At 45.8% G+C, this 15,841-nt stretch carries 11 protein-coding genes; 8 read left to right on the top strand and 3 right to left on the bottom strand.

Annotated features, from left to right (window positions below):
* Positions 1-484: 484 nt before the first annotated feature.
* Positions 485-2,053, top strand: a complete 1,569-nt coding sequence (locus SHD_RS07500; protein WP_023266552.1) for a methyl-accepting chemotaxis protein — start codon at positions 485-487, stop codon at positions 2,051-2,053.
* A 340-nt stretch (positions 2,054-2,393) separates the two neighbouring features.
* Positions 2,394-2,618, top strand: coding sequence for a TIGR02922 family protein (locus SHD_RS07495; protein WP_023266551.1), 225 nt, complete (start codon positions 2,394-2,396; stop codon positions 2,616-2,618).
* 121 nt (positions 2,619-2,739) lie between these two features.
* On the opposite strand, the gene SHD_RS07490 is transcribed toward SHD_RS07495, so the two are convergent.
* The gene (locus SHD_RS07490) at positions 2,740-3,321 is read right to left on the bottom strand and encodes a TetR/AcrR family transcriptional regulator (RefSeq protein ID WP_023266550.1); all 582 of its coding nucleotides are present in this window, start codon (positions 3,319-3,321) and stop codon (positions 2,740-2,742) included.
* Positions 3,322-3,450: 129 nt separating this feature from the next.
* On the opposite strand from SHD_RS07490, the gene SHD_RS07485 reads away from it, so the two are divergent.
* Positions 3,451-4,518 carry an alkene reductase gene (locus SHD_RS07485; RefSeq protein WP_023266549.1) on the top strand — a complete coding sequence of 356 codons (1,068 nt, stop codon included), beginning with the start codon at positions 3,451-3,453 and terminating at the stop codon, positions 4,516-4,518.
* A gap of 70 nt (positions 4,519-4,588) precedes the next feature.
* On the opposite strand, the gene SHD_RS07480 is transcribed toward SHD_RS07485, so the two are convergent.
* The gene (locus SHD_RS07480) at positions 4,589-7,000 is read right to left on the bottom strand and encodes a Lon protease family protein (protein ID WP_023266548.1); all 2,412 of its coding nucleotides are present in this window, start codon (positions 6,998-7,000) and stop codon (positions 4,589-4,591) included.
* Positions 7,001-7,433: 433 nt separating this feature from the next.
* On the opposite strand from SHD_RS07480, the gene SHD_RS07475 reads away from it, so the two are divergent.
* Together SHD_RS07475 and SHD_RS07470 are read left to right on the top strand one after the other, a co-directional pair.
* Entirely contained in the window at positions 7,434-10,070 is a 2,637-nt protein-coding gene (locus SHD_RS07475; RefSeq protein ID WP_023266547.1) for a bifunctional diguanylate cyclase/phosphodiesterase, read from the top strand.
* A 127-nt stretch (positions 10,071-10,197) separates the two neighbouring features.
* Positions 10,198-11,427 (top strand): DEAD/DEAH box helicase, encoded by a 1,230-nt coding sequence (locus SHD_RS07470; protein WP_023266546.1) that lies wholly within the window; start codon positions 10,198-10,200, stop codon positions 11,425-11,427.
* Positions 11,428-11,555: 128 nt separating this feature from the next.
* Here the strand turns inward: SHD_RS07470 and SHD_RS07465 are convergent, their stop codons facing one another.
* Positions 11,556-12,065, bottom strand: coding sequence for a hypothetical protein (locus tag SHD_RS07465; RefSeq protein WP_023266545.1), 510 nt, complete (start codon positions 12,063-12,065; stop codon positions 11,556-11,558).
* A gap of 202 nt (positions 12,066-12,267) precedes the next feature.
* Between SHD_RS07465 and SHD_RS07460 the strand changes: the two genes are divergently transcribed.
* From SHD_RS07460 to phrB, 3 genes are all read left to right on the top strand, one after another.
* Entirely contained in the window at positions 12,268-13,221 is a 954-nt protein-coding gene (locus tag SHD_RS07460; protein WP_023266544.1) for a YbgA family protein, read from the top strand.
* Positions 13,222-13,297: 76 nt separating this feature from the next.
* Positions 13,298-14,356, top strand: coding sequence for a MerR family transcriptional regulator (locus tag SHD_RS07455; RefSeq protein ID WP_023266543.1), 1,059 nt, complete (start codon positions 13,298-13,300; stop codon positions 14,354-14,356).
* Entirely contained in the window at positions 14,346-15,827 is a 1,482-nt protein-coding gene (phrB, locus tag SHD_RS07450) for a deoxyribodipyrimidine photo-lyase (RefSeq protein WP_023266542.1), read from the top strand. The genes SHD_RS07455 and phrB overlap by 11 nt, the downstream gene beginning before the upstream one ends.
* The last annotated feature ends 14 nt before the right edge of the window (positions 15,828-15,841 follow it).

Here is a 15,841-nt window from a genome sequence, read left to right as displayed (position 1 = left end):
AGCAGTTTATCGGACCTGTTGAGGCTTAAGGGATATTTTCTGCGATTTAGTCGGCGTTTATGCAATGCACAGTTTGTGATCTGTCGCAGTAATATATAAATGGACGCTAATGTAGCGGATACGCTAGTCAGACGCTGCCGCTAGTCGCTGTTAGCCTATGTATTACCATTAGAATTAGATGATAACTACACCCCATGTTCCTTTTTCTGAGCTTGCCTGAACGAACAAAATTTAATCTCTACACGCCAACCTGCCACAGTAAATCTATACTAAGGTCTAATGCCATATGCTCGATAGAGCACGGAATATAGACTATAGGTCTACTATTATGAGTGGGTGAATAGTTCAATTTAGTCAGATAGATAGATTCACTATCCGCTCTTTACTTATCTATTTAACTTGCCGCGGCGAACAAATAGCTATGGATAGCACGTGAATCTCGCTTCTCTGGCTTGCCTTGTGCGTTTTCTCTGTGAGAAAGAATATGGAATTAAAACATAAAGTCGTTATAGCCCTCAGTTTTGTGTTAACTGTGTTTAGCAGCCTTTTGCTTAGCGCTGCAACCTTATCTGGTTTTGTGCAAGCCTTAATTTTAGGCGTCATAGTTTGCGGTTGGGTCCTGTGGGTTGTATCGCATTTTTTGAATGCTAAAGCTCAAGAACATAACCAAAATCAGACTCAGTTTAAAAACTTAACGTCTCCTGAGCATTTGATCAGTGTACAAACGAGTAAAATTGCTATTGGCTCGGCAGAAGTGTCACATTTTATTGATTTGTTGAATAAATCTATTGAATCAAATGGTGAGCATGCCAGTGCAATTGCGGTTGCTGCTTCACAATTGAGTCATACCACGGCGCATCTTGGGGATAACGCCACCAGTATTTTAGCGCAAACCCAAGAGGCGGAGCGTTTGAGCGTGCAGGGAAGAACTCAAGCGCAGAAGGGGGTTGCTGCAATTGAGTCTTTGAGTTCGGATATCAACACTGCAGCATTACAAGTTCAGGCCTTAAAGTCTAAAGCTGAACAAATTCAAAAAATTACTGAAGTTATTAACTCTGTAGCCGAACAAACTAACTTGTTGGCGCTAAATGCTGCGATTGAAGCAGCACGGGCGGGAGAGCAAGGCCGTGGCTTTGCCGTTGTCGCCGACGAAGTGCGAAGCCTTGCAGGAAAAACCGCGGGAGCGACTCAGGATATCGGCAAAATGTTATTGGAGATCCGTGGTGAAACGGATAAAACGTCTGCGCTAATGGAGCGGGTTGTTGCCCAAACGGCCGATGTCGTTGCTGCAATGGGTGAGTTAGATGGCCACTTTACCGATATTTCGACCTCAGTAACTCACTCTGCACATGCCCTTGGAGATATGGAAGATTCCCTAAAACAGTACAACAGTACTACCAACGAAATTAGTACATCGGTATCGCAGATCCGCGATTCACTAAGCATAACGGGAAAGCAAAGTCACAAAGTTTCTGAGCAGGCGTTTACCTTATCATTAACAACTGAAGGTATCTTTAAAGCCTTATCTTACTGGGATACTCAAACATTTGACCAACAAGTGTTATTACTCGCGAATGAAGCGGCTAAAGCCTGTGGTGAAAAACTTTCGCAGGGACTCGCCAATGGCAGTTTTACCGAAGCTGAATTATTTAATCCTAAATATCAGCCAATCGCGAATACTCAGCCGCAAAAATATACGACTGCTTTTGACCGCTTCACTGACCAACATTTTCCTGCCATTCAAGAACCTATCCTCGCGAAACATAGTGAAATTATTTACGCTGGTGCGGTAGATAAAAAAGGCTATTTCCCTACTCACAATAAACGCTTTAGCCAAGCATTAACGGGTAAGGTGGAAATCGATATGGTCAATAACCGAACCAAGCGATTGTTTAATGACCCCACGGGGAGCCGTTGTGGTACTCATACCGAACCTGTGTTGCTGCAAACCTATAAAAGGGACACGGGGGAAATTATGCATGACTTATCAGTACCTATTTATGTAAATGGTAAGCATTGGGGCGGATTTAGAGTAGGGTTTAAAGCGCAGTAACTTATCTAAAACTTTGCTAAGTGATTATGTTTAGTGCTTTTATTCTATTTTGTGAATAAATACTCATCAATCAATGTTGTTTAGATGTGATCGATTACGCGGATTTGATTAACAAACTAGAAATAGATTGGCATCTATTTGCCGAAGTGCTTAAATAGGTGAATATTCATCGCGCAAATGTGTTTTATCTTTGTTGAACGTTAACGTCGCTTTGGATTTATAGTTGATTGATTTTAAATGGTAAAAAGTATCTTAGAGTTTTGTTGTAATAAGAGATGAAGGGAGACTCTTGCCACTTTAATCGATAGCAGTAGTTTCTGCTTAATGTGAGTTAAAAGTTATGCAAGCAACACAAGCGACTGTTACCGTTTTGTACTATGACGCGCCCGTCGGGTTAATTATGCACAATGCGGTGTTAGAAGATTTACCCGTCAGCGACTCTGGCCGTGTGATGATCCCTGCGAGTTTTCGTAAAGGAAAATCCATTATCGCTGTACTAGAAGGCGAATGTAAGATATTAAACTCACTTGGTGAGCGGGTGTTTGCACAGGCTAATATAGGTTAACAAAAACGAAAAATTGCCCTAGCAAAGCATAAAATGAAAGGACGATAAAGTTGATTTATCGTCCTTTTACTTTTAGGGTAACGCATTAATAAGCCAAGAAATATTGTTTTAAATTTGGCGGTTATCTACAGACATCTGTAAACAGTTTATCGGCTAACTGTTGCAGAATTTCCGCTTGCGGATGGGTGTGAGCAAATGTTCTTAAACCATAAATGCCCATCATTAAGTATTGTGCCCGTTGTTCACTATTAAGATCGCCTTGCAATAATCCTTGGGTGGTCGCTAATTCAAATTGTGCCGTTAGCGCATTTTGCCAAAGCTTGAGATTTTGGCTGATAATCCCTTGAATTTCATCATCCTGCGCAGCAATCTCATTTAATGCCTTGGTGAGCAAACAGGCTTGCTGGCTATCACAGCTGACACATTCAACCACGATATTGTCTAAGTAAGTCTTTAAATTACCTAATACTGGCCGGCTATCGGAGAAGATAAGTTTAAATTGCTCGTTTCTGTCCTGCTGATATTGCTCGATGGCGGCGATGAGTAAGCCGCGCTTATTACTGAAGGCGCAATAGATGGAACCGGGGTGCAATCCCGTTGCTTGGGTGAGATCCTGCATGCTGGTTTTGGTATATCCTTTATGCATAAAGGCGGACATGGCGCCCCTGAGCACTTGTGCCCTATCAAACTCTGCATTTCGCATGACTATCTAACCTCTCATCGATACTTGCAGATGATTCTACCTAATTTTGAACAAACATTCAAAAAAGTTCTTGAATGATCGTTCAAATAAGAATATCTTGAATGCACATTCAAGAATGAGGCTAAGCCAATGTCAATTGAAAATACTGTAAACTCGGTATCTAATCTATTTGATACCTACAAGCTTAATGACACTATTACTTTAAAAAACCGCATCTTAATGGCGCCATTAACCCGTTGTATGGCCGATGCGGATTTAGTGCCTACCGATGATATGGTGGCTTATTATGCTCGCCGTGCTGAAGCGGGATTGATTATCTCTGAAGCGACAATCATTCGCCCTGATGCTCAGGGTTACCCAAATACCCCTGGCATTTTTAATCAAGCGCAGATCGCAGGTTGGCGTAAAGTGACTGATGCTGTACATGCCAATGGTGGCAAGATTTTTGTGCAGTTATGGCATACAGGCCGCGTGGCGCATCCACATTTCTTTGGCGGTGGTGATGTTCTGGCACCTTCAGCGCAAAAAGTGGAGGGCAGTGTGCCCAGAATGCGCGAGCTAACCTACGTTACCCCGAAAGCGGCAACTCTTGAAGATATTCAGGGCTTAGTACGTGATTACGCGAAAGCGGCTGAAAACGCGATTGAAGCTGGATTCGATGGTGTGGAGATCCACGGTGCAAATGGTTATTTGATTGATGAATTCTTACACCATGATAGTAACCGTCGTACCGATGAATACGGAAGCACGCCTGCCAATATGTCACGCTTTGCCTTAGAAGTTGTTGATGCCGTTGCGGCGAGTATTGGTAAAGACAGAACGGGTCTGCGTATTTCTCCCGGCGCCTATTTCAATATTGCAGTAGATAATCGTGACCGTGCTGTATTTGACTATTTATTGCCTGAGCTTGAAAAACGTGAACTGGCCTTTGTGCATATCGGTATCTTCGACGACAGTATGGAGTTCGATTACTTAGATGGCCGTGTTTCTAGTTATGTTCGCGCTCACTATGGCAAAACCTTAGTGGGTGTAGGTGGTTACAGCGCGCAATCTGCAAGTGAAGCGATTGCTGCCAATAAGTTTGATTTAATTGCCATTGGTCGCCCCTTTATTGCCAACCCAGATTATGTAACAAGAGTGCGTCAAGGTCAGGAAGTCGTGGCCTATAGCGATGAAATGTTGGCAACATTAATCTAAGGCTTTCAAGATTGTTATGAGATAAAGGGTTAGCTAAGCTAACCCTTTTTGCATATTTAGTGTTTAAGAATCAATTGGTTTTTGCTAATGCTCTCAAAGCATTGAGTTTTTGTTGGGCAATGCCAAAAACGCATTCTGGGTCATAGTTATCCGTAGTCTTGCTATTATGCGTCTGCAAGGTCGCTGCTGCTTTGCCCAGTAGCAAGGTCATGGCCTGGGTGACATGACTAATCGCCCAAATATGGAATTCACCGTGCTCAACTGCTTCTACAATATCTTGGCGTAACATAAGGTTAGCGATATTCGACTCGGGAATAATTACCCCTTGGCTCGATGAGCGGCCCTTAATCTTACACACATCGAAAAAGCCTTCAATTTTCTCATTCACGCCGCCGATGGGCTGCGCCTCGCCAAACTGATTCATTGAACCCGTGATCGCAATATCTTGCCTTAGCGGCAATTCACTGATGGCAGAGATAATGGCACAGCATTCTGCCATTGAAGCACTATCACCATCGACGCCGCTGTAGGATTGCTCGAAGGTGAGATAAGTGGTGAGAGGAATTTGTGCGGTTTTCCCTAATACCGAAGCCAAATAGGCGGTGAGGATTAATACCCCTTTAGAATGGATTCGGCCTCCCAGTTTAACCCTGTGCTCAATATCCAATACTTCGCCCTTACCAAAAGCTGTGATTGCCGTGATGCGATTTGGAATACCAAATTGGTGGTCTGAAGTGGAAATAACGGATAAGGCATTGATTTGGCCTACAACTTTATCGTGGGTGTTGATCAATGTGGTGCCGTTGATAAAGCTTTCCATAATATTATCGCGCAAGCGGGAGACCCGCTGCTCTTGGTTTTTCAAGGCCTGCTCTACATGCTGCTTTTCAATACGCAGACTTGCAGCTGCCTTGGCGCAGAAGTTAGATTCCCGCAGCAGATTGGCAATATTGGCTGAATGAAGTGAGAGCTTTTGTTGGTCCTGCGCCTCACGGGAACTGTACTCGATGATCCGTGCGATAGCGCTGCGATCACAGTGCAACATATTGTTATCATGGACTATGCTGGAAATAAATCGTGCATATTGGGCCTCAGATACATCGGTTCTGTCCATCACATCTTCAAAGTCGGCGGTGACTCTGAATAACTCACTGAAATCAGGATCATAGAGTTGTAATAACTGATAGGTTTCGTGATCGCCAAACAAAATGATCTTTACATCTAGGGGAATAGGTTCCGGCGCCAGAGAGATAGTGCCAGACAGTGATACTTCACGCTCTAATGAGCTTAAATCTAACTTGCGCGAACGCAGTGCACGTTTCAAACCGTCCCAGACATAGGGGCGCTCCAGTACTTTGATGGCATCCATCAACAGCACGCCACCGTTTGCCTTATGTAAACTTCCGGCACGGATGAGTGAGAAGTCGGTAAACACTGTGCCCCTAAAGGTGGCATTTTCGACATAACCAAACAGGCTGTGATAGCTTGGGCTTTCTTCCACCACGATGGGGAATGTTTGCTCGCCTTGGCATACGATGACGTTGACCTGATAGCGGCGCGGCATTTTTTTCTCAAGGGAGGCGTAGGCGAGGGCGAGTTGTTCCTCACTCTCCTCAAGGAAAATATCTAAATTGCTTAAGATATCCGCCTGCATACCCGTTAAGAAGGCTCTGACTTCGGGCTGATGTTTGTATTTGTCCTTCAAGGGTTTGAAAAAGTGCACTAATACATCTTTAGCGACTTGTTCGTCGTGTTCCTGCTGGGTATCACTAAACTCTTCTTCCCATTCGGTATTTTGTCGAATGATGCCGCGAAGTTTTACTTCGAGTCCATTGATATTACTTTCAAACTGAGCTCGCTCCGCCTCGGTCAATGCGCCAAAGGAGATTTCGTCATGGGGCTCTTCGCCATTGAGGGCAACCATTTGATAGTCGCCCTGCAGAGTTAAACTGAGACTAATGTTTTTCTGTTTGGCTTCTTCACTTAGCTCAGTTAACGCGGCTTCTTGTTTTTGTGTCAGCTGGTTTTTGAGCTTTTCTGCTCGGGCATAATACATTTCGTTATCAAAGGCTAAGGGCAGTGCTTTAACGAGTTTGAGCATGAGTTTTTCGATGGATTTCTTAAACTCTAGCCCCGTTCCTGCGGTGAGTTTGAGCACTTTAGGGCTGCGGGTATCGTCAAAGTTAACCACATAGCACCAGTCAAACAGTGCAGGCTCGATAGGCTCATGGCGATTCAGGTAACGCAGCATCATAGTGCGTTTACCTAAGCCGTTTTGGCCAATGGCATAAATGTTATAGCCTTTTTCCTTAATCCCCATGGCGAATTCCACCGCCTGTTGGGCACGTTCCTGACCAACAATATCATCGAGCGGCGTAAGCTGGGCAGTAGACTGGCACTCGGGACTAAGCTGTTTAAGGTCGGATTTCCGATAAAGCTGTTGACTCGTTAACGGGATGGCGGCTGTGGGCACGGTAGGCATAGAGATCCTTGTTTTTCATCCTGATTATTTCCATTGTAGACAATAAGATACTGTGATTGTCAATGAAAACGGGAATTGGAATTAAATTCCGCTTGTTAGGGGCGAGGATGTTTGATGATGAGATTTAATTCATTTTGGGGATTTATGCTTGAGTCTTAGGGTAAGATGCTTACGTTTTCTGATTGTGTAGCTTGCTTGTATAAAAGATGAGCTTAAGATTGATCGACTATGATTGGAGTGAGTCAGAAAAGCGTTTCAGATACATTATCTGAAACAAAGTAATCTGTTAATAAGTCGAATATTTTTGTATTAGTGAATGACGATGGTTAAGTGCCTGCGGTAATATCAATCATCTCGTTTTGGGTGTGTTTTTCATGAGGGGATTTTTTCCCTCGGTCAAAATGGAATTGTAGAGGCTACAGTTAGCAAGCTTATGATTGATGTCGCAATTTCACAAAAGCAGTTATTAGATTGGGCAAACGATTTGCAATTGGTTGCCGACTTAACTCAAGCAAATGCGGTGATTTTAAAAGCCAGTGAAGTGGGGGAATACAGCCTACTTGTGCGATCTGAACACTGTTCACCATCGGATATCGAAGCGCTTCTGCGGCATTTTAATCTCAAAACACACCTTAATCTCCAACAAAATGCCATCCCTAAAGTTAAAACTTCTTCATCATCAGCAACTTCAGATAATTTCTTCCATCAGTCAGAAACCTTCAGTCACTATCAAGTCAATCTTCCGGTGGATATTCGCCATATCAATGCCTACCAACAAGCATTGATTCAGGATGTAAAATCATCTCCCAAGTGGCGTGATACTGCGCTTGGTAGCTTGATTTATTTACCTATTATTTGGAGTTCTGGAGCGCACTTTGGGGTCTTGTGCCTATTCCATAAGACAGCTTTGCATTTAGACCAAAGAGCATTGCAGTTGGCATCGCTGACCGTGAATAGTGTGCAACTCAATTTGAGTGAGTTACTCAAATTAAAGCAACAAGCTCAAATGGTTTTGCGCGGCGAGTCAAAGTCGATGGATGTGATTAGTTTACAAACCTTTATCGATAGTTTTGAAGAGCATATTTGGGTAAAAAATGCTGAAGGTGTTTACACCATCTGCAACCAAAGTGTTGAAAAAGCATGGGAGTTGCCCAGCCGTGAAATTGTTGGCAAGACGGATGAAGAACTCTTTGGTAAAGATATCGCAGAGATTTTCCTGCATGGGGACAAGCGGGCTATTGATGCGGGAGCCCCCATTATTGTTGCCGAATGTTTGGATGGTCAAAGCCAAAATAAGCACCTATGGTTAGAAACCCTTAAAGTACCTGCATTAACGCCTGAAGGAACACTGGCGGGAGTGATTGGTATGACCCGCAATATTTCCAAACACAAAGAGGTTGAAGAGCAGCTAACGCTAGCAACCAATGTGTTTAAACATTCCCTCGAGGGCGTTGTCGTCACCGATAGACACGGCAATATCACCGATGTGAATGGCGCCTTCTATGAGATCACTGGTTACTCGCGGGAAGAGTTACTCGGTCAAAATCCACGATTATTTAACTCGGGTCGACACGAAAAAGTCTTTTTCGAAACCATGTGGAATAACTTACTCGAAACGGGCAAGTGGAATGGTGAAATTTGGAACCGCCGCAAGGATGGGACTATTTTTCCACAAAATATTACAATCAGTACCATCTTTGATGAAGTCGGTGAGATTCGATATTTTGTGGCGGTATTTGCCGATATATCAGCTCAAAAGCAGAGCGAAGCTAAACTGGCCCATTTGGCCTATTTTGATCCGCTAACCCATCTACCAAATCGCATGAAGTTGATGATGCAGCTTAAGCAAGAAATCAAACATGCGAAAAGGCTCAATGCCCAACTGGCAACAGTGTTTATCGATGTGGATTTGTTTAAACATATCAACGACAGTTTCGGCCACAGTATTGGCGATGAGATGCTGGTGGAACTGGCTAAACGTTTGCGTAGCCAGCTACGGGAGCAAGATGTGTTGTCTCGCATCGGTGGCGATGAATTTGTGGCCTTGGTTTCCGGTATTCAACAGTTAGAAGACGCTAACTTAGTCATCGAACAATTACGCCAAGTGTTTGAGCAGCCTTTTGTGGTAAGCACGGGCGATCATCTGCGTTTGACTGCCAGCATGGGCGTCTCTATTTATCCTAGCGATGGGGCTAATGCCGATACTCTGCTGCGCAATGCCGATGCCGCTATGTATCGTGCCAAAAGTGAAGGACGAAATAACTATGCCTTCTACACCGAATCACTGACTAAAGAGTCGATTGAACATTTAAAGCTGCAAAGTGCTCTCTATGGCGCGCTTGAGCAGAATGCTTTGTATCTGATGTATCAGCCTAAATTGGATTTAGTCAGCCGCAAAACAATCGGAGTTGAAGCGCTACTACGTTGGAACGACCCCGTATTAGGGCAAATTTCACCCGGGGTGTTTATTCCGGTCGCCGAGAAAATAGGGCTGATTTACGACATAGGTTTATGGGTACTCGAAACCGCTTGTCTTCAAGGTGTGCGTTGGCTCGCCGAGGGAAAACCCTTTGGCCGAATCGCCGTTAACGTTGCCGGACAACAGTTACAGCGTAGCTCCTTTGTGGAGGATGTTAAGCGTATCTTGGCTGAAACGGGCTTACCTGCCACCTGTCTTGAGCTCGAAGTGACGGAAAGCGTGATGATGCACAATCCCGATACGGCAATTCGTGATCTAAAACTATTGGGGGATCTGGGTATTGAGCTCTCGGTCGATGATTTTGGAACTGGTTATTCATCCTTAAATTACCTTAAAAAATTACCTATTCATAAGCTTAAAATTGACCAATCCTTTGTGCGGGATATTCCCTTCGACACCAACAATACCGCTATCGCCAAAGCCGTCATTGCTCTGGGGCACGCACTCAAGTTAGAGATAGTGGCAGAAGGGGTTGAGACCCAAGAGCAGGCCGAGTTTTTAACCCAAAACCTGTGCGATCAGGCGCAGGGCTATCTCTTTAGCCGTCCGCTATTACCCGCGGATGTTGAGGCGTTTTTAGCGAAAACCTAAGCGTGTCTAGCGAAAATCTAAGCGTGATTGGGCACGATTAACGCCGTGAACTGGCAGATACAATGCAACTGGTCGCTATAGCGGCGGTCTGTTAACATGGCGCCATTATTGTTTTTGGTGATCTTTCATGTCTTTTAGCGCGCTTTCCTTAGATTCTCAGTTAGTGAATACCTTAGCCGAACTTGGCTATCAGCAACCCACGCCCATCCAAATTGAAGCCATTCCCGCTATTTTGGCAAAACAGGATGTGATGGCAGGCGCACAAACGGGAACGGGAAAAACCGCAGCCTTTGCTCTCCCCATTTTGCAGCAATTGCTCCTTGATAACCAAAACCTCGATGCACCCAAAAATATTCGAGCCTTAGTGCTGGTGCCCACTCGTGAGTTAGCGGTGCAAGTGCAGCAGAGTTTTGTGAAATATGCTAAAGGCACGGACATTCGTATCGGGATTGCTTACGGCGGCGTGAGTATTGAGGCCCAGCAAGCCGAATTTAAGGCTGGCATCGATGTGCTTATCGCGACGCCTGGCCGCTTGCTCGATCATCTGCGTCAAGGTGCGCTTAATCTTAAACGTTTGAGTGTGCTGGTATTTGACGAAGCTGACCGGATGCTCGATATGGGATTTCTGGATGAAATCAAAGCCGTACTCAAGCAAGTGCCGGCGCAGCGACAGACACTGCTGTTCTCGGCTACCTTAGATGATTCGATTTTCGGTTTCAGTAAAAACCTTTTGCGTGAGCCTAAGCTTATCGAGGTGGCGAAACGCAATACCACGGCCGCACAGGTGGAGCAGCGGGTTTATGCCATCGACAGTGACCGTAAAACCGAGTTTGTCAGCCATTTAGTACGAAGCAAAAATTGGCAACAAGTGCTGATCTTCAGCCGTACTAAGCAGGGGGTCGATAAGCTCACCACTCAGCTTAATCAACTCGGGGTGGCGACGCAGGCATTCCACGGTGACTTATCCCAAGGTGCAAGGGAAAAGGTTTTAAAGGATTTTAAACAAGGACTGGTGCAGGTTTTAGTGGCGACCGATGTCGCCGCTCGTGGGCTTGATATTGCCGACTTACAGTATGTGATTAACTTTGAGTTGCCCTTTATTGCCGAAGATTATATCCACCGTATTGGTCGCACTGGACGGGCGGGGAGCGCTGGTTTGGCGATTACGCTTTTTAGCCAAGAGGATGCACTGCTACTCGAAGAGGTCGAAGCATTGCTTGATAAACGCCTGCCGCAGCAATGGTATCCCGGTTTTGAGCCTGATTTTAATAAAATGGCACCTGAACCAAGACGCAATAGTAAAGCAGCGCAAAAACAGCGAGCTAAAAAACGTGCCCTAGGCGGTAAGAAGCGGTAACCATAGCCTGCTTATCGGCATAGCTTACAGATGCAAAGCGTGATAAAAATTCCTGCATTGGATACTGGACCGCCCCAGAAATGGGGGGGTTTTTGTTTATCAATAGTTCACGATTTGGATGTTAAGCATTAGCTAAAATAGACTTCAGCTTGATTATTACGTTGCCGCTCTTCATTCTTCTCAGTGGCTTCTTTAATTAGTTCGGCTTTTTGGGCTTCAAGTAGCGCAATCTGCTTGGCCTTTTCTTCCTCTGATAAGTTGTCATTGGCGGCAATTTTCGCCATTTCTGCATCTAACTGCTTCAGTTTTTCCCGGTCAACTCCGGTGCGTTTATCGAGGATAGCCTGCATGGCTTCCGCTAATCTGTCTTCGGGTTTTGCGCTTTCTTCTGTACCGGCAATAGTTTGTACATTGGTGGTGTAATTTTGCTTGGCATTGGGCGCGAGTTGGCTATAGGTATTACTCGTTTCAGCGCCTCGATTTACGCCGCCCGATAGAGTGACTGTATCTTGCGGGACTGCCATTTGAGCGCTCGAACTGGCCACAGTGCTTGGTACGCCTTGGGCTTGTTGAGTCTGAACCGATTTTAGCTGGCTTAATGCAATGGCCGCATAGCTATTGGGATTGATGACTGACATTTCCTTATTCTCCCTCGTCGATGTTGACTTTCCGATGCTGCGCCAATCGTGCTAATAAACTAAGCAATATCAGGGCCAAACTCTTGCGCCTTTAGTTGGATTTTTAGCGTCGGAAAATTTTTATAAGAAATTTGTACAAAAACTTGATCCTTGTACAAGAATAGTCCGTAATACTATTCAAATTGATACAAGGAATAGCATTATGTACAAGTTTAATCCGCAGCGAATTCAAATCGGGATCAGTGCCTGCCTATTAGGGGAGAAGGTGCGCTTTGACGGTGGGCATAAAAATTCCTCCTATTGTAATCAAGAGATTGCCCCCTTTTTTGATTATGTTCCCTTGTGTCCTGAAATGGCGATTGGCCTAGGTGCCCCCCGTAAAAGCATTCGATTGGTGCGTGATGGTGAAATAATACGCGTACAGAGTGGTGATGGTACTTTAGATGTCACCGACAAACTCAATCGCTTTAGCGAGCAAAAGGTTGAAGAATTAGGCTTTTTAGGCGGTTACTTGCTCTGCGCTAAATCGCCCACCTGCGGTATGGAGCGGGTGACTGAGTACAAAATTGGCACTAATAATGGCTCAAAAACGGGCATTGGAGTATTTGCCCGTAAGTTAATGGAGCGTTACCCCTATCTACCGGTTGAGGAAGAAGGCCGTCTGCACGATATGGTGCTGCGGGAAAACTTTTTTACCCGAGTCTATGCCTATCACGACTGGCACAAGATGTGTCATGAAGGCATAACTAAGCATAAGCTAGTGAAGTTTCACTCCCGCTATAAGTATCTGTTGATGGCCCATAGCCCTAAATGGTACCGCGAGCTTGGGCCGATAGTGGCTAATATTGAAGATTTAGAGCAAACCGCCGAGCGCTATTTTGCTGGCTTTATGACAGCCTTAAAAATCAATGCGACTCGTCGAAACCATACCAGCACCTTACAGCATATTCAGGGCTATTTTAAAAAGCATTTGAATAAGGAGCAAAAGTCAGAACTGTCTGAAATGATAATGAAATATCGTCAAGGACTCCTCCCTTTGCTGGTGCCTATCACCTTGATTAACCACTACTTGCGCCAATTCCCCACCCCTTATATTGAGGACCAAGTGTACTTAAATCCTCACCCTGAGGAATTAAAGCTGCGCTATGCCTATTAATCATAGGCCGCTGTCGGAATGGTGTGTTTGAACGATTAGATAACCTATTAAGAAAAAAACGAGTTAAGTGATAGACATGAAACAACATGATCCAAAGGTTGAGGCCGAACATCTCGAGAGTCGCGAGCTGCTCCCTATAGGGGAAGTGTCGTTACTCACAGGGGTTAATGCGGTAACGCTAAGAGCCTGGCAGCGCCGCTTTGGGCTGGTGATCCCTGCGCGTACGCCTAAGGGGCATAGGTTATACACGCCTGAAAATATTCAACAAATTCATGAGATCAATGCATGGTTAGCCAAGGGGGTCGCCATCAGTAAGGTCAAACCCTTACTGATGAGTTCGGCGCTTGCGACCGAGGTCGACAGCACTGCACTGCAAGAAGGGGATTTGTGGCATGAGCAGATCACTGGGTTAAATGGCGCACTGTTTGAGCTAGACCAACAAAAGCTGCACCAAATCTTTGATGAAGCCCTAGGTTTATATCCCTTTCAATTGGTTAAGCAAAAATTGCTGCAGGCTTGGATGGCACAGTTACCTGCGTTGCTTGAGCCTCGTTTAGATGCCGAGCTGTTGCTTGCATGGTTAGAAAGCGAGTTAGCCAGTCGCATCGGAGGTCGCGCCAGTTTTGCCGGGCAGGCCAGTTTGGCGCAAATCGGTGTCGTGTGTTTGCCATCTGTCCTAGGGCCTAAAACGGCCGAGCAGCAGAGCGGTCAGTCGAACATGACTCATTCTAATATAATGAATTCGAGTATCACTAATCGCTTGTATAGCCTGGTTTTACGCTTGGAGCTTGCCGAGTTAAGAGTGTCAGTCATTAATCTTGGCGTGCTCGACATCACAAGCCTTGGACTTATCAATAATCGACTCAAGGTAGATGCACTCTTGCTACTGCCCGAGGCGAATCATCCACCATCGAAAATCTTCGAGCTGCAAAGCGTGCTCGAGCAAATGCAAGAGACCTGTTATCTCATTGGTCCCTTTGCTCCAACCTTAACAGCCTTATCGGCGTTTATGGCGCCAGACTTGGCTGAATGGGTTAACCAAGTATCTGCGGCAAAAGAGCAACATAGGAAACAGCAGCGCAAGCAGAAAAACGCGGCCGAAGCGCAGCAAGGAGGGCAAGCCGATGAGCGATAATCAAACTCCAGCGACAAAGCATGCGTTAATGTGGTTTCGCCAAGACCTGCGCCTAACGGATAACCAAGCGCTGACGGCTGCCTGTGATTGGGTGCGGCAAGCGCCTAGTGCAAAACTTAGGGCGATTTATATTGCGACTCCGAGCCAATGGCTCAGCCATGATATGGCGCCGATCCAGATTGATTTTATCCAGCGGCATGTGAATTTGCTCGCCCAAGGACTCGCAAGCCTAGGGATTGAATTTGAGCTTATTCAACTCGATAGCTTTAAAGAGGTTCCTGCCTTTTTAGCGAGTTACTGTGAAAAGCTGGGGGTTGAGCGGGTGTTTGCGGGGCGAGAACCCGAAATAAACGAGCAAAAGCGCGACCAAGCCTGTCTCGATGCCGGTATCCCCTTAGTGCTTAGCGACGAGCATTGCCTATTGCCGCCGGGCACAGTGCTTAACTTAAGCGGTGATATGTATAAGGTATTCACGCCCTTTAGCCGCAAGTGGCGAGAAGTTGCCGCCAAGCGCGCCATTTTGCCGCTTGGGGTGCCTGCGCCGCTTGGCCCTATGTTACCTGAACCCAAGCCAATCAGTTTTAAAGAACGTTTTCAATCAACAAGCAAGCTAACCTCGAGCGAACAATGGGCGGCGGGAGAGGGGCAGGCAAAACGTATTCTGACCACATTTATTGAGCAAAAGGCCCAAGAATATAAGCAGGATAGGGATTTTCCCGCTCTCGACGGCACTAGTGTTATCTCCCCTTATTTGGCGCTGGGCGTGCTGAGCCCAAGGCAATGTATCGCAGCGCTGCTTGGGCGTTTTCCCGAGGTTATTGTCGATGACACTAGCCCTGGGCGAACCTGGTTGAATGAGCTTATCTGGCGGGAGTTTTATCGCCATTTATTAGTGGCTTTTCCGGATTTATCCAAGGGGCACAATTTTAATCGTCAGGCTGACCATGTGCAGTGGCGTAACAACCAAGCTGAGTTTTTAGCATGGTGCGAGGGCAAAACAGGTTACCCGATTGTGGATGCGGCGATGCGCCAGCTCAATCAAACCGGCTGGATGCACAATCGACTGCGCATGGTGGTGGCGAGCTTTTTAACTAAACACTTGCTTATCGACTGGCGTTGGGGTGAACGCTATTTCCGCCAGCATCTTATCGACGGCGATCTGGCGGCCAATAACGGTGGCTGGCAATGGTCGGCGGGCTGTGGCTGCGATGCTCAGCCCTATTTCCGCATTTTTAATCCAATCAGCCAAAGCGAAAAGTTTGATCCAGATGGCCGCTTTATCCGTAAGTACTTACCAGAGCTAGCATCTTGGGGTGTTAAACGCTTGCACCAACCCAATATGCAAAAAACGCCTTCTTTATTTGATGCACCATCGCAACCGTCTGACTCGGCTTATCCCTGTGCAATTGTGGATCACAATGCGGCAAGGGCGAGGGCGCTAGCAGTACTTGGGGTGCTGAAAAAGGCTTAGCCCATATGCTTAAC

This window comes from Shewanella decolorationis S12, from assembly GCF_000485795.1.
In the GTDB taxonomy this organism is placed as follows: Bacteria; Pseudomonadota; Gammaproteobacteria; order Enterobacterales; family Shewanellaceae; genus Shewanella; species Shewanella decolorationis.
This window is presented reverse-complemented; position numbering and strand designations above follow the sequence as displayed.